This window comes from Polaribacter sp. OB-PA-B3 (genome assembly GCF_054589375.1).
Map to the genome: position 1 here is coordinate 290613 of NZ_BAAIIX010000002.1, position 15156 is coordinate 305768.

General features: G+C 28.9%; 15 protein-coding genes. 4 read left to right on the top strand and 11 right to left on the bottom strand.

Annotated features, from left to right (window positions below):
* Positions 1–18: 18 nt before the first annotated feature.
* From ACYPV9_RS05050 to ACYPV9_RS05090, 9 genes are all read right to left on the bottom strand, one after another.
* Positions 19–1782, bottom strand: coding sequence for a VWA domain-containing protein (locus tag ACYPV9_RS05050; protein ID WP_459742055.1), 1764 nt, complete (start codon positions 1780–1782; stop codon positions 19–21).
* Between the two features lie 363 nt (positions 1783–2145).
* Positions 2146–2892 (bottom strand): 3-oxoacyl-[acyl-carrier-protein] reductase, encoded by a 747-nt coding sequence (fabG, locus tag ACYPV9_RS05055; protein ID WP_299060369.1) that lies wholly within the window; start codon positions 2890–2892, stop codon positions 2146–2148.
* A 103-nt stretch (positions 2893–2995) separates the two neighbouring features.
* The gene (gene sucD, locus ACYPV9_RS05060) at positions 2996–3868 is read right to left on the bottom strand and encodes a succinate--CoA ligase subunit alpha (RefSeq protein WP_299060366.1); all 873 of its coding nucleotides are present in this window, start codon (positions 3866–3868) and stop codon (positions 2996–2998) included.
* 62 nt (positions 3869–3930) lie between these two features.
* Positions 3931–4857 (bottom strand): UDP-3-O-(3-hydroxymyristoyl)glucosamine N-acyltransferase, encoded by a 927-nt coding sequence (locus ACYPV9_RS05065; protein WP_459742058.1) that lies wholly within the window; start codon positions 4855–4857, stop codon positions 3931–3933.
* Positions 4858–4859: 2 nt separating this feature from the next.
* Entirely contained in the window at positions 4860–5426 is a 567-nt protein-coding gene (gene efp / locus ACYPV9_RS05070) for an elongation factor P (protein ID WP_299060360.1), read from the bottom strand.
* A 51-nt stretch (positions 5427–5477) separates the two neighbouring features.
* The gene (lpxA, locus tag ACYPV9_RS05075) at positions 5478–6263 is read right to left on the bottom strand and encodes an acyl-ACP--UDP-N-acetylglucosamine O-acyltransferase (protein WP_077809315.1); all 786 of its coding nucleotides are present in this window, start codon (positions 6261–6263) and stop codon (positions 5478–5480) included.
* A 1-nt stretch (position 6264) separates the two neighbouring features.
* Positions 6265–7656, bottom strand: coding sequence for a bifunctional UDP-3-O-[3-hydroxymyristoyl] N-acetylglucosamine deacetylase/3-hydroxyacyl-ACP dehydratase (locus tag ACYPV9_RS05080; protein WP_299060352.1), 1392 nt, complete (start codon positions 7654–7656; stop codon positions 6265–6267).
* Positions 7656–8690: a UDP-3-O-(3-hydroxymyristoyl)glucosamine N-acyltransferase gene (gene lpxD, locus ACYPV9_RS05085; protein ID WP_299060348.1), complete on the bottom strand. Its 1035-nt coding sequence runs from the start codon at positions 8688–8690 to the stop codon at positions 7656–7658. Before lpxD ends, ACYPV9_RS05080 begins: the two co-directional genes overlap by 1 nt.
* A 45-nt stretch (positions 8691–8735) precedes the next feature.
* A complete protein-coding gene (locus tag ACYPV9_RS05090) occupies positions 8736–9959 on the bottom strand; it encodes an HD domain-containing protein (RefSeq protein ID WP_299060345.1) in 1224 nt (407 codons plus the stop codon).
* A 194-nt stretch (positions 9960–10153) separates the two neighbouring features.
* Here ACYPV9_RS05090 and porX point away from each other — a divergent pair, with 194 nt between their 5' ends.
* From porX to ACYPV9_RS05110, 4 genes are all read left to right on the top strand, one after another.
* The gene (gene porX / locus ACYPV9_RS05095; protein ID WP_299060340.1) at positions 10154–11698 is read left to right on the top strand and encodes a T9SS response regulator signal transducer PorX; all 1545 of its coding nucleotides are present in this window, start codon (positions 10154–10156) and stop codon (positions 11696–11698) included.
* A gap of 73 nt (positions 11699–11771) precedes the next feature.
* Positions 11772–12179 (top strand): tRNA (adenosine(37)-N6)-threonylcarbamoyltransferase complex ATPase subunit type 1 TsaE, encoded by a 408-nt coding sequence (tsaE, locus tag ACYPV9_RS05100; protein ID WP_459742063.1) that lies wholly within the window; start codon positions 11772–11774, stop codon positions 12177–12179.
* Between the two features lie 6 nt (positions 12180–12185).
* The gene (locus ACYPV9_RS05105; protein WP_459742065.1) at positions 12186–13382 is read left to right on the top strand and encodes an alanine dehydrogenase; all 1197 of its coding nucleotides are present in this window, start codon (positions 12186–12188) and stop codon (positions 13380–13382) included.
* Between the two features lie 94 nt (positions 13383–13476).
* Positions 13477–13845 (top strand): DUF4258 domain-containing protein, encoded by a 369-nt coding sequence (locus ACYPV9_RS05110; protein ID WP_459742067.1) that lies wholly within the window; start codon positions 13477–13479, stop codon positions 13843–13845.
* A 3-nt stretch (positions 13846–13848) separates the two neighbouring features.
* On the opposite strand, the gene ACYPV9_RS05115 is transcribed toward ACYPV9_RS05110, so the two are convergent.
* Positions 13849–14439 carry a YdeI/OmpD-associated family protein gene (locus tag ACYPV9_RS05115; RefSeq protein ID WP_459742069.1) on the bottom strand — a complete coding sequence of 197 codons (591 nt, stop codon included), beginning with the start codon at positions 14437–14439 and terminating at the stop codon, positions 13849–13851.
* A complete protein-coding gene (locus ACYPV9_RS05120; protein WP_299060327.1) occupies positions 14439–15110 on the bottom strand; it encodes a TrmH family RNA methyltransferase in 672 nt (223 codons plus the stop codon). Before ACYPV9_RS05120 ends, ACYPV9_RS05115 begins: the two co-directional genes overlap by 1 nt.
* Between the last annotated feature and the right edge of the window lie 46 nt (positions 15111–15156).

The following is a 15156-nucleotide window of genomic DNA, read 5'->3' on the forward strand; positions in this document are numbered from 1 at the left end:
ACAATCTATAAGATAGAATTAAATTTTACCGAAATATTTTCTAATAAACCATTCTGATGTAAATAAAATTGCAACTAAGAAAAGAATCCATTTCCAATTGATTAAATTTTGTTCTTTTACAATAGATTTTTGAGTTGTGAAGTAAGAAGAGTCATTTAACAAGTCATTTATTAACTGTTGATGGTTATTTTTATGATATAGCTTCCCTCCTGTTTTATTAGCTAGCTTTTGTAATTTTTCTACGTTTGCACGAGTAAATTGTTCTTCAACCTCAAAATCAGTTATTTTAAAACTACCATATTTGGTAACCTTTTGTCCTAACACAGAAACTACGTAAGTATAATCACCAGATTCAAGATCTTCAAAAGAAACTTGATATGAGTTATTGATTAAAGAGAAAGGTAATTTTGTTGTTTTCTTGGTATTTTTATTAGTTATTATAATTTCTAAAGCTGCTCTAGCATCAAATTTATAATTTTTATCTGTATAAAATGCTGTTATATTAACTAATGAATTTGATGGGTATAAGTTCTCTGAATTTACAGCTAAACGCGCTCTTTTCTTTTGAGATGATAAGTATTGTACAATGTTTCCTATAAATTGATCGAATTCTGTAAACGAATTATTTAGTAGATAATTAGATGCTCTCCATTTCCATAAACCTTCTCCAAAAATTACTCCAATTTTTTGATTATTCTCTTCCAAAAATGAAATTAGTGGTTGTTCTGTATTTAATCCGTTAATATTTTGAAATAATAAACTTTGATAATCTTTAGAAAAAGTAATTTCGCCAAACTTATCAACTAGAGGTGGCATTTCATTAAAACCAATATCTTTTTGCAGAAAAGTTAAAAAAGAATTATTTAAAACTGGTGCGTAATTTTCAGTTTGATTAATTGCTTTTTTAGAAAACCCAAATTGTTGATTGTTGATAAAATTCCAATCAGAATTTAAACCATTAATCAATAAAAAATTGAAATTATTAGCTTTTATCTTAGAAATAGTGTTTTTAAACTGATTATTTAAGTTGTATAATATAATTAATTGAAAGTCATTAAATTGAATTTTTTTATTAATATTATATTCTAGCGTTACACTTCTTTGTTTATTACTTTCAATGGCTTTTTTTAATACACCAATATCTGGATGTTTTATAGAGGATAAAATAAGTACTTTAGATTGTTCGTCTATAACTTCAACCGAAAAGTTTTTTCTATTATTTCTAATGTTTTTTTCGTTTTCAATTTTATCTAGAGATGCAGTATAATAATTGATTCCTTCTTTTATAGAAGTTAAATTTGTAGTAATAATTTTTGAATTATTGTTTTTGGTGAATTTTATTTTCTTTGAGAATAGAATTTTACCATTGCTATAAATTTTAAATATTGAGTTGACATTTTCTTGCCCATCATAATTTAAAATTACTTCTACAGGAAATTTGTTTTTTATATAACTATATTTATTTACATTAACCTGACTAATTTTTAAATCTCTATACTTAGTTGTATCCCCAAATACTACCGGATAAATTTTTTGTTTAGAGTTGATAAACTCATAATCATTACCAATTGTTTGGTTTCCGTCTGATAATACAATTATTGGTGCATTTTCTTTTTTAGTTAATTGGTTTATTGATTTTAAAGACTGGTAAATATTTGTTTCATTACCTTTAAAATTTAAAGAATCAGATACTTTTAGTCTTTTATCAAATAGAAAGGTTTCAATTTTAAATTTACTTTGTAGTTTTTCATCAGATTTCAACTTACTTAAAATACTTTTCAAATTGTTATTATCCTTAAAATAAAGTATTGATTTAGAGTTATCGACTAAAATTGAAAGTTTTGGATTTTCATTTTTATATGTTTTAGTATTTATCTTAGGATTTATTAATAGTAGTAATAAAATAAAAATTGAAATACTTTTTAATGAAAAAAGAAGAATATTTACTTTGGGCTTGCTTTTATTATTGTAAAAATATTGAAAATATGAAATAACAATACTTACTAATAGAGCTAAAATGATGTAAATTATGGTTGTTGTTTGCAATTAAAACTATTTTAGTGAAAGATATAAATAACTATTTTAAAAAAGAAAACCTGTAACGTTAAAATTGTTACAGGTTTAATTTATTTTATATAATATAAATTATGTTAGCATTCCGCCATCTACAGATAATGTTTGTCCTGTAATATAAGTACTCATATCAGAAGCTAAAAATACACATGCATTTGCGATATCTATTGGTTGACCTCCTCTTTTTAAAGGAATTCCGTCTCGCCAAGATTGAACCGTTGCTTCATCTAATTTAGCGGTCATTTCTGTTTCTATAAAACCAGGTGCAATTACATTACTTCTAATGTTTCTAGAACCTAATTCTAAGGCTACAGACTTAGAGAAACCTACTATACCAGCTTTAGAAGCTGCATAATTAGCTTGACCAGCATTTCCTTTTAAACCAACAACAGAACTCATATTTATAATAGAACCAGATCTTTGTTTCATCATTGGTCTAATAACTGCCTTAGTTAAATTAAAAACAGATTTTAAATTAACTTCAATTACTTTGTCAAAATCATCTTCAGAAATTCGCATCAACAAATTATCTTTTGTTATCCCCGCGTTGTTTACCAAAATATCAATAGCACCAAATTCTTTATGAACTTCTTTGGCTAATTCTTGTGCTGCATCAAAATTTGCGGCATTCGATTGGTATCCTTTTGCAGATACGCCATAAGATTTTAGTTCTTCTTCTAATGCATTTGCTGCATCTATAGAAGAGCTATAAGTAAAAGCTACATTTGCGCCTTGTTTTGCGAATTCTATTGCAATACCACGACCAATTCCTCTCGTTGCGCCAGTAATTATTGCTGATTTATTTTCTAATAATTTCATGATTTTCAATTTATCTTTTTAAACTTATCATTATCAAAGTTTTTGAACTATAAAAAAGAAATTCCCGTAAAAACGGGAATTTTTATATTGATTAATTTTAAAACTAGTTTAAAACTTTTGCAACCATTTCTCCTATTTTAGCAGGTGAACTCACAACGTGAACTCCATTTTCTGCTAAAATTTTCATTTTTGCTTGTGCAGTATCATCAGCACCACCAACTATAGCACCTGCGTGCCCCATTGTTCTTCCTGCTGGTGCAGTTTGTCCTGCAATAAATCCAACAACTGGCTTTCTGTTACCATCAGCTTTAATCCATTGCGCAGCTTCTGCTTCTAAATTACCACCAATTTCTCCAATCATTACAATTGCTTCTGTTTCATCATCGTTCATTAATAACTCAACAGCTTCTTTTGTTGTCGTTCCAATAATTGGATCTCCACCAATACCAATTGCAGTAGTAATACCAAATCCTTGCTTTACAACTTGGTCAGCAGCTTCATAGGTTAAAGTACCTGATTTAGATACAATACCTACTCTACCTTTTTTAAAGATAAAACCTGGCATAATACCAACTTTAGCTTCATCTGGCGTAATTACACCAGGACAATTAGGACCAACTAATGTACAGTCTTTATTGTCTATATAAGCTTTAACTTTTACCATGTCTGCTGTAGGAATTCCTTCTGTAATACAAATTATTACTTTAATTCCTGCGTCAGCAGATTCCATAATTGCATCAGCAGCAAAAGCTGGTGGTACAAAAATAATAGATGTATCAGCTCCTACTTTTTCTACAGATTCTACAACTGTATTAAATACGGGTTTTCCTAAGTGTTCTTGACCTCCTTTACCTGGAGTTACACCTCCAACAACATTGGTTCCATAATCAATCATTTGACCAGCGTGAAAAGTACCTTCACTACCTGTAAAACCTTGAACAATAATTTTTGAATTTTTATTTACTAAAACACTCATTGGTTTGCTATTTAATTTTTGTTACGCAAAAATAACTTTTTGAAACTTTAAAAAAAAGAAAATTAAGAATTCTTTCTATCTTTTAAAAATCGTTTAATTTCTGCTAATTCTTTTAGTTTTTCTCTTGACTCAGATATTGGTGTACCAAAATAACTTTTTCCACCTGGGACAGATTTTGTTACTCCAGTTTGTCCTAGTATTACTGCACCTTTACCTATAGTGATACCACTATTTGTTCCAACTTGTCCCCAAATAGTTACTTCATCTTCAATAATAACACAACCTGCAATACCAGTTTGTGATGCTATTAAACACTTTTTGCCAATTAAAGTATCATGGCCAACATGAACTTGATTGTCTATTTTTGTTCCTTCACCAATCGTTGTATTACCAGTAACTCCTTTATCTATGGTACAAGAAGCACCGAGATCTACATTATCTTTAATTACAACTTTTCCACCAGAAATCAATTTATCAAATCCTTCTGGTCTATTCTTATAATAAAAAGCATCTGCACCTAAAACTGTATTAGCGTGAATAGTAACATTATTTCCAATAACCGTATTATCGTAAATGGTAACATTTGGATGAATTACACAATTCTTACCTATTTTAACAAGATTTCCAATAAATACATTTGGTTGAATAATAGTGTCAGATCCTATTGTTGCAGTTTCAGAAATACTAACTTTAGAAGCTATAAATGGATTAAATTTTTTAGTTATTTTATTAAAATCTCTAAAAGGATCGTCAGAAATAAGTAAGGCTTTACCTTCAGGACACGCTACTTCTTTATTAATTAAAATGGTAGTAGCTGCAGAATTTAATGCTTTATCGTAATACTTTGGATGATCTACAAAAACGATATCTCCTTGTTCTACAACATGAATTTCATTGATACCTAGTATTTCAAAATTTTTATCTCCAACAAATTTTGCATCTATTAAAGATGCAATTTGTTGGAGTGTTTGAGATTTTTTGAATTTCAAGGCTATTCTTTAATTCGTTCTTGGTAAGTTCCTTTAGTAGTTTCTACTTTAATTTTGTCTCCTTCATTTATAAACAAAGGTACATTTACTGTAGCACCACTTTCTACAGTTGCAGGTTTCGTTGCATTTGTAGCTGTATTTCCTTTAACACCTGGCTCTGTATGAGTAACTTCTAAAATAACACTTGCAGGCATATCTACAGATAATGGCATATCATCTTCAGAATTGATAATAATTGTAACAATCTCTCCCTCTTTCATTAAATCGGGACTGTCTAATGCAGATTTTTGAAGTTGAATTTGAGAATAATCTTGTTCATTCATAAAGTGATATGTTTCACCTTCATTATATAAATACTGAAATTTGTGCGTTTCTACACGTACATCATCAATCTTTCTTCCTGCAGGGAATGTATTATCTACAACTTTACCGTTAGTAACACTTTTTAATTTAGTTCTTACAAAAGCAGGACCTTTCCCTGGTTTTACATGTAAAAATTCTATAATTTTATAAATGTCGTTGTTATACTTAATGCATAAACCGTTTCTAATATCTGATGTTGTTGCCATTATTTCGTTTTTATTTTATATTTTTTATCATTAATATCAATTCTTAACTTTTTAGTTAGAATTGAAGTATCCTTTCATAATTCCTCTGTGAGAATCTTTTATAAATTGAATTATTTCATCTCTTTCTGGAGTAGCTTCCATTTCTGCTTCAATTATATCTATAGCTTGTGTATAATTATAATTTTTTTGAAATAAGATTCTATAAATATTCTGAATTTCTCTAATTTTTTCAGTTGTATATCCTCGTCTTCTTAAACCAACTGAATTTATTCCTACATATGATAGAGGCTCTCTTGCCGCTTTTACATAAGGAGGTACATCTTTTCTAACTAAAGATCCACCAGTTACAAACGCATGATTACCCACAGATGCAAATTGATGTACTGCAACCATACCTGCTAAAACTACATTATCACCGATGGTTACATGACCTGCAAGTGTAGAATTATTAGAAAAAATACAGTTATTACCAACAAAAGAATCATGAGCAATATGACAATAAGCCATAATTAAACAATTATCTCCAATTTTAGTTTTCATTCTATCGGATGTTCCTCTGTTAATAGTAACGCATTCTCTAATTGTTACATTATCACCTATTTCTACAGTAGTTTCTTCGTCATCAAATTTAAGATCTTGAGGAATTGCAGAAATTACTGCGCCAGGAAAAATTCTACAGTTTTTACCGATAATAGCACCTTCCATAATAGTTACGTTAGAACCAATCCATGTACCAGAACCTATTGTAACGTTATTATGTATTGTTGTAAATGGTTCTATTACCACATTTCTAGCAATTTTTGCCTGTGGATGAACGTATGCTAATGGTTGATTCATATTACTTAATTTTTGAAATTTGCGCCATCAATTCTGCTTCAGCAACTAATTTTCCGTTTGCATAAGCGTACGCTTGCATATGGCAAATTCCTCTTCTAATAGGCGTAATTAATTCGCATTTAAAGATTACTGTATCTCCAGGTAATACTTTTTGTTTGAACTTTACCTTATCCATCTTCATAAAATAGGTTAAGTAATTTTCTGGATCTGGTACTGTATTTAAAACTAAAACCCCACCACATTGTGCCATTGCTTCTACTTGTAAAACTCCTGGCATTACTGGTGCTCCTGGAAAATGCCCAACAAAGAAGTTTTCATTCATTGTAACATTTTTCATACCAACAACATGCGTATCTGTTAATTCTAAAATTCTATCAATTAACAAAAATGGTGGTCTATGAGGTAAAATATCCATTATTTGATGAATATCTAATAACGGTGGTAAGTTTAAATCAAAAGAAGGAACATTGTTTCTTTTTTCTGCTTTAATAATTTTAGCTAATTTTTTGGCAAACAAAGTATTGATTAAATGACCAGGCTTATTTGCTATAACTTTACCTTTAATTCTTGTACCAACTAAAGCTAAATCTCCAATAACATCTAATAATTTATGTCTAGCGGCTTCATTTGCCCAGTGAAGCGTTAAATTATCTAAAATTCCGTTAGATTTAACAGCAATGTCTTCTTTATTAAATGCCTTTTTTAATTTTTGCATTGTACTTTCTGATAATTCTTTATCAACATATACAATAGCATTATTAAGATCGCCACCTTTAATTAAATCATTTTCAAGTAACATTTCAATTTCGTGTAAGAAACTAAAGGTTCTTGCATCTGCAATTTCTTCTTTAAAGTCTGCAATTTTATCTAAAGTAGCATTTTGAGTTCCTAAAATTTTAGTTCCAAAATCTACCATTGTAGTTACTTGGTACTCATCCGAAGGCATTAAAATAATTTCACTTCCAGTAGCTTCATCTTTGTAAGAAATGATCTCTTTAACAACATACTCTTCTATGTCTGCATCTTGTTCTTGTATACCAGCTTTTTCTAAAGCTTCTATAAAGAATTTTGAAGAACCATCCATAATAGGAGGCTCAGAAGCATCTATTTCTATTAATAAGTTATCAATATCTAAACCAACTGCTGCAGCTAAAACGTGTTCTGATGTTTGAATTTGAACACCATTTTTTTCTAAATTAGTACCTCTTTGCGTGTTTATAACATATTCTGCTTTTGCCGCAATAATAGGCTCACCCTCTAAATCTACTCTCTTAAAAGCAAAACCATGATTAGTTGGTGCAGGTTTCATTGTCATTGTAACCGTATTACCTGTGTGTAAACCTACACCAGATAAACTAATTTCTTTTTGTATTGTTTTTTGTTTCTTACTCATTATTTTTTTGTTTGAGTCTTCAATTCTTCTTCTAATTGATTGATGTTTGCTACTATTTTTGGTAAATTTTTAAAATGAACATAACTTTTATTATAATCATTAAATTTAAATGCTGGTGTTCCATTTACAAATGCATTGTCTTTTAAACTTTTGGTTACCCCGGCTTGTGCTAACACCTTTACATTATTACCAATTTTAATATGACCAGCAACACCCACTTGTCCTCCAATCATACAAGATTCACCTATTTTGGTTGAGCCTGCAATACCTGTTTGCGAGGCAATCACTGTGTTTTTACCAATTTCTACGTTGTGTGCAACTTGTATTTGATTGTCTAATTTAACTCCTTTTCTAATAATTGTAGAACCTAATGTTGCTCTATCTATTGTTGTAGCAGCACCAATGTCTACATTATCTTCAATAATTACGTTACCTATTTGTGGTATAGCATTATATTCTCCTTTTTCATCAGGAGCAAAACCAAAACCATCTGCAGCTATTATTGCTCCAGAATGAATTTTACAATTATTACCAATAACTGTATCAGAGTAAATTTTAACTCCTGCAAATATTGTTGAATTATTTCCGATAACTGTATTGTCTCCTATATAAGAATTCGGATAAATCTTAACATTGTTACCAATTTTTACATTTTCACCAATGTATGCAAAAGCTCCGATATATTCATTTTCTCCTATTGAAGAAGATTCTGAAATAAAGTGAGGTTGTTCTCTCCCTAATTTATTATTTTTTACTTCATTGTAAAATTCTAATAATTTAGAAAACGATTTGTATGCATCATCCACCTTTATTAAGGTAGTAGTAATTTCTTTTTCTGGTATAAAACTTTTATTAACTATAGCTACAGAAGCATTAGTAGTATATATAAATGAATTATATTTAGGATTTGATAAAAAAGTTAAAGAACCTTTTTCACCTTCTTCAATCTTAGATAATTTAGAAACTTCTTCATCAGGATTACCTACGACATCACCTTCTAATATATCTGCTATTTGTTGTGCTTTAAATTTCATCAAACGCAAAAATATAAAAATTATACCGTTTACTCTAATCTATGTTTATTTTGGATAACAAATAAAATGTTTTACTACCGGTAATGTTAAAGCTTGTAGGTTTAATTGATCTGATGCTTTTGCAATATCTTTTAGTTTTCCTTTTTTATTTAAAATATAAATTGGTGTTTTAAGATTGTATGCTTGATTACTTATTTCTTGATGAAATACGAAATAATTAACTTCATCTTCTGTAATACCTAATTTTTTAATAGCCTTTTCCTTTTTCTTTTTTAGGTACGATTCATTAAAAATTCCTTGTTGAATTTCTACTCGCAATAACTTTCTATTTACAATCATTTTAGCTAAGAGAGATAAAACTTTATCATCATGGTTTACCCATTCTTTAATAGCAGACAATACATCGTAATCATCTAATTTAGAAAACATCTCTAAGGTTTCTAAAGTAAAGTTGTCTGATGATATTGGGTTGTATAAAAAGTATTTTAAAGAAGAACTTGCATATAATTCTACTCCTTTTTCTGCCAGTTCTTTAGCTCTTTTTAAAATATTAACCAAAATATTTTCGGCAACTAAACCTGTTTTATGTAAATAAACTTGCCAATACATTAATCTTCTGGCAATTAAAAATTTTTCTACAGAATAAATACCTTTATGTTCTATAACTAATTCATCATTTTTAACATTCATCATGGCAATTAGTCTGTCTGAAGATATATTACCTTCTGTAACTCCTGTGTAAAAACTATCTCTTTTTAAATAATCTAATCGATCTATATCTAACTGACTAGAAATTAGTTGGCATAAAAATTTACGTGAATTTTTACCTTCAAAAATTTCAATTGCTAAAGATAATTTCCCTTTAAACTCTTCGTTTAATTTCTTCATGAATTTTAAAGAAATTTCTTCGTGACTAATGCCACTTACTATACTGTGTTCTAAAGCATGAGAAAATGCTCCGTGACCAATATCATGCAATAAAATAGCAATACAAAGTGCCGTTTCTTCATCCTTAGAAATTTCTACTTGTTTAAAACGAAGAACTCTAATAGCTTTTTGCATTAAATGCATACAACCCACAGCATGGTGAAAACGTGTGTGATTTGCACCAGGATATACCAAGTTAGAAAATCCCATTTGGGTAATTCTTCTTAATCTTTGAAAATAAGGATGTTCTATAATATCAAAAATTAAAGAATTAGGAATTTGTATAAATCCGTAAATAGGATCGTTTAATATTTTAAGTTTATTTGGTTTTTTTTTCTTCAAAAGGACTAAAATTTTCTATCAATTAATGCAAAATACAATATTTCTGATGAGATAATTACGAAAAAAACTATATTTCTTTTAGTTGAAATTACAATTTGTCTATTTATTTTAAAATTGGCAATATTTTATCATTTAACATGCATTATAGAAGTAACATTTACTTAAATTTATCGTTAAAGAATAAAAAGAAATATATGAGCATACAAATTCTATGGGTAGATGATGAAATTGAATTATTAAAACCACATATTTTATTTTTAGAACGTAAAGAATATAAAGTTTCTACTTGCACAAATGGTGCAGATGCTATCAATTTAGTTGATGAAGAGAATTTTGATATTGTTTTTTTAGATGAAAATATGCCAGGTTTAACAGGTTTAGAAACGCTTGCAGAAATTAAACAAAAAAAGGCAAATTTACCTGTGGTTATGATTACCAAGAGTGAAGAGGAATATATAATGGAAGAAGCCATTGGATCTAAAATTGCCGATTATTTAATTAAACCCGTAAATCCGAATCAGATATTATTAAGTTTAAAGAAAAACTTAGATCATTCTAGATTAATTAGCGAGAAAACTACATCTAACTATCAACAAGAGTTTAGAAAAATATCTATGGATTTGGCCATGGTAAACTCTTACGAGGAATGGATTGAATTGTATAAAAAATTAATTCATTGGGAGTTAGAGCTAGAAAATATAAGCGACCCAGGAATGCTTGGTATTTTAGAAAGCCAGAAACAAGAAGCTAATTCACAGTTTTTTAAATTTATTAAAAAAAATTATGAAGATTTTTTAACAGGAAATGATAAGCCAACTTTTTCGCACACGTTGTTTAAAGATTATGTAGTGCCAGAACTTAAAAAAGAACAAAGCGTACTTTGGGTTGTAATTGATAATTTGCGTTACGATCAATACAGAATTCTAGAGCCTTTAATTAACAATCATTATAAAAAAGACGAAGAATATAGTTACTTTTCTATTTTACCTACAGCTACTCAATACGCTAGAAATGCAATTTTTTCTGGTTTAATGCCTTCAGAAATGGAGAAAAGGCATCCAGAATTTTGGAAAAACGATACAGATGAAGGTGGAATGAATTTATTTGAAAATGAGTTTTTATCAGCACAAATTAAGCGTTTGAGTTTAAATATTAAGCATGAATATTATAAAATTTCTACCTTAAAAAGTGGTAAAGAGTTAGCCGACAATTATAATGGTACAAAGCAAAACGACTTAACTGCAGTGGTTTATAATTTTGTTGATATTCTATCGCATTCTAAAACAGAAATGGAAGTTATTAAAGAATTGGCTGGTGATGATAAAGCTTACAGATCATTAACCTTAAGTTGGTTTAAAAATTCTCCGTTATTCGAAATTATACAAAAAGCACAAGCCTTAGGACAAAAATTAATAATTACTACAGATCATGGTACAATAAATTGTAAACATCCAACAAAAGTTGTTGGCGATAAAAATATAAGTTCTAACTTAAGGTACAAAACTGGTAGAAGTCTTACTTACGAGGATAAAGACGTGTATGCAGTAAGAAACCCTAAAGATATCTTTTTACCCACTGTAGCTATGAATGCTCCTTTTATATTTGCTAAAGAAGATTTATTTTTTGCTTACCCAAACAACTTTAATCACTTTGTAAAATACTTTAAAAACACATACCAACACGGTGGTGTTTCTTTAGAAGAAGTTATTATTCCATGTGCAGTTTATAGCCCTAAATAATATAAATTTAAATAATAGAATTAAAATAAACTGATAGACTTTAAAAACCTATCAGTTTTATTATTTTTGTGAAATGAATAAAGATTATTCCTTAGATAATTTATCTGAAATTGCAACCGAATTGATAAAAGTTGCAGCTCATAAAACCTTGTTGTTTTACGGGGAAATGGGCGCAGGAAAAACAACACTTATCAAACAAATTTGTAAAGTATTATCTGTAGAAGATAATATCTCCTCTCCTACTTTTTCGTTGGTTAATGAATATCAAACGTCAAAAGGAGAAAAAGTTTTTCACTTTGATTTTTATAGAATTACAGATGAAGAAGAGGCACTAGATATGGGTATTGAAGATTACTTATACAACAATACTTGGTGTCTTATAGAATGGCCACAGAATGTCGAAAATTTATTACCTTTAGATGCCGTTGAAATTCATTTATCAATTTTAGAAAATGGGCAACGCAACATTCAACTAAAATAACCAACTATGAGTTCATTTTCTCCGTTTAGTAAAGAAGAATTAATTCCTCAAGAAGAAAAATTAGAAATTAAAAAACAAAAAGGAGAACTTTTTATAGGTTTGCCAAAAGAAGCCTATTTAAGCGAAAAACGAGTTTGTTTAACGCCAGACGCTGTTGGCGCTTTAACAGCAAACGGACATAGAATTGTTATTGAAACCGGTGCTGGCGACGGCGCAAATTTTACAGACAAAGAATATTCTGATGCTGGTGCTAAAATTTCTTACAACGTAGAAGAAGCATTTAAATGTAATATTATTTTAAAAGTTGCACCACCAACAGAAAATGAAATCGCATACATCAATCCACAAGCTATTTTAATTTCTTCACTTCAATTAAAAACACAGTCAAAAAAATATTTTGAATGTTTAGCAAAAAAGAAAATTACAGCCATTGCTTTCGATTATATAAAGGATGAGCATGATTCTTATCCTATTGTAAAATCGTTAAGTGAAATTGCAGGTACAGCTTCAATTTTAATTGCTGGTGAATTAATGAGTGGTGTTAATAAAGGTAACGGTTTGTTATTTGGTAATATTGGTGGTGTACCACCAACAAGTGTTGTTATTTTTGGTGCAGGAACTGTAGGAGAATACGCTGCAAGAACTGCAATTGGTTTGGGTGCTAGAGTTAAAGTTTTTGATAACTCTATTAGTAAATTAAGAAAGTTACAAGATTGTTTAAATTCTCCTATTTATACATCAACGCTACAACCAAAATCTGTTTCTAAAGCTTTAATGCGATGCGATGTTGCAATTGGTGCAATTCGAGGCAAAAGCAGATCACCAATTTGTGCCACAGAAGATATGGTAGAAAAAATGAAAGAAGGCTCCGTGATTGTAGACGTAAGTATTGATAGAGGTGGTTGTTTTGAAACTTCTAATGTTACAACGCATCAAACACCAACATTTGTAAGACATGGCGTTATACACTATTGTGTACCAAATATTCCTGCAAGATATGCAAGAACAGCTTCTGTGTCTATCAGTAATATCTTTACGCCTTATTTATTAAATATTGCAGAAGAAGGAGGTTTTGAAAATACAGCTAGGTTTGATAAAAGCTTAAGAAATGGCATGTATTTTTATCACGGAATTTTAACTAACAAAACAGTTGCAGATTGGTTTGATTTACCTTTTAGAGACATCAACCTTTTAATAATGTAATCTTTTTAATGACATTTTATTCTCTTAAAATAAAGTGCATCAATTTGAATAAATACATACAAAAAAACTAAATTTGCATTTCAAAAATTTTAGCATGTTAGCAAAAAGAATTTTTTATTATTTAGTTGGATTAACTTTAGGTTCTATTGGTGTATATTTTTTCTGGCAAAAGAAAAATGCTAGTTTCGATTATGGTATGGATGCTAGAACATTAAAAACAATCAGAATTAAAAAGCGTCTTTTTTCTGATGAAGCTAAAAATGCGATGCTAAAATTTGATATTGATACACTTAAAATTTCTACAATTTTAGAAAATGGCGATGTAGATTTTGGTAAAGGTAAACCAAGACAAAAACCATGTGCTGAATACTATGTTACTGGTAAAAATGAATTAGAAAAAGTTAGCTTATTAGTTAAAAGATGTGATTCTACTTCAACTATACAAAAGGTTGTAATTAACTAAATCTTATTTTTTATATTTTTCGTGTAAACCTTTTCCGGTTAAAATTAACGGAATAATTTTGTCTAATCTACTTTGTTTAGTGGCCTCTTTTTTTGCTGATGAAATATGTTCGCAAAATTCTCTTCTCTTAGCGATAGTAAAATTATTGAATTTTTCTTTTAATTCTTTATCTTCAGATAATACCGAAATTAATATTTCTGGCACTATTAAAGGCTTTGCATTTCTTTTAGGCTTAATTTCTTTACCAGCTTCTGAATTTGCTATTGCTTCTAAAACATAATTTTCTATTATTTTTGGTTGAATTTCCTCTAAATTGTAAAACCTCATTTGTCGCATTGCTTTTGTTTTGTTTTCCTGAGCATTTATCAGTAATTTTTTTTCATCTTTTAAAAACACACCATTATGAAACCAAATTCCGCAATAGTTTTTAAAAGCAGCAAACCCTAAGATGTTTTTACCTTTATAAATGTAAGCCGGAATACCCCACTTTATCTCTTCATTTAAAGGTAGTTTTAAAAGAATTATTCTTATTATTTCTAATTCTTTTTTCCAATTTGTTTTATCGTTTATATAAGAAGTAACATTTGCGTTCATTATTTAACATTTAAGTTATAATGTTCTTCTATTTTATCTACATTTTTAATGGTTTTCTTTACCCAATCGAAATAAATTTTATGTTTCTCTTCTTCACTCAACTTCCAATCTAAATTAGAATTTCTAAGTTTGGTAGTAACATCTTGTAAAATAATTGCCGCGGCTACAGATATATTTAAACTTTCTGTAAAACCAACCATGGGTATTTTTAAAAAACCATCAGCAGTATCCATAACATAATCAGAAACACCTTCAGCCTCTACTCCAAAAACAAATGCAGATTTTTTTGTAATGTCAAAATCATGCAATAAACAAGAATCGTTGTGTGGAGTTGTAGCAATAATTTGATATCCTTCTTCTTTTAAGTTGTTTAGACAAGTTTTTGTGTTATCTCCATCGTTTCTATATCTATACTGATTTAACCATTTTTGAGAACCTTTAGCAACATGCCTAGAAACACTATTGTTATATTTATTTTCTATAGTATGAATATCTTGAATTCCAAAAATATCACAAGTTCTCACAACTGCACTGGCATTATGAGGCTGATAAATATCTTCTAAAACAACGGTAAAATGGCGAGTTCTTTCTTCCAAAACTTTTTTAAATAATAACTTTCTTTTTTCAGTTAAAAAAGTTTCGAAATATTGTAATAATTTATCGTCAATCATAATTACAAACTTAAAATTATTATTTTTAGGTTTCAATAACTATTGT

Bases quoted from the DNA above. Each gene is read 5' to 3' on its own strand.
- ACYPV9_RS05115 (WP_459742069.1), bottom strand. From the start codon at position 14,439: ATGAACGCAAATGTTACTTCTTATATAAACGATAAAACAAATTGGAAA.
- ACYPV9_RS05120 (WP_299060327.1), bottom strand. From the start codon at position 15,110: ATGATTGACGATAAATTATTACAATATTTCGAAACTTTTTTAACTGAA.
- porX (WP_299060340.1), top strand. From the start codon at position 10,154: ATGAGCATACAAATTCTATGGGTAGATGATGAAATTGAATTATTAAAA.
- efp (WP_299060360.1), bottom strand. From the start codon at position 5,426: ATGGCAACAACATCAGATATTAGAAACGGTTTATGCATTAAGTATAAC.
- lpxA (WP_077809315.1), bottom strand. From the start codon at position 6,263: ATGAATCAACCATTAGCATACGTTCATCCACAGGCAAAAATTGCTAGA.
- sucD (WP_299060366.1), bottom strand. From the start codon at position 3,868: ATGAGTGTTTTAGTAAATAAAAATTCAAAAATTATTGTTCAAGGTTTT.
- ACYPV9_RS05080 (WP_299060352.1), bottom strand. From the start codon at position 7,656: ATGAGTAAGAAACAAAAAACAATACAAAAAGAAATTAGTTTATCTGGT.
- ACYPV9_RS05110 (WP_459742067.1), top strand. From the start codon at position 13,477: ATGTTAGCAAAAAGAATTTTTTATTATTTAGTTGGATTAACTTTAGGT.
- lpxD (WP_299060348.1), bottom strand. From the start codon at position 8,690: ATGAAATTTAAAGCACAACAAATAGCAGATATATTAGAAGGTGATGTC.
- ACYPV9_RS05105 (WP_459742065.1), top strand. From the start codon at position 12,186: ATGAGTTCATTTTCTCCGTTTAGTAAAGAAGAATTAATTCCTCAAGAA.
- fabG (WP_299060369.1), bottom strand. From the start codon at position 2,892: ATGAAATTATTAGAAAATAAATCAGCAATAATTACTGGCGCAACGAGA.
- tsaE (WP_459742063.1), top strand. From the start codon at position 11,772: ATGAATAAAGATTATTCCTTAGATAATTTATCTGAAATTGCAACCGAA.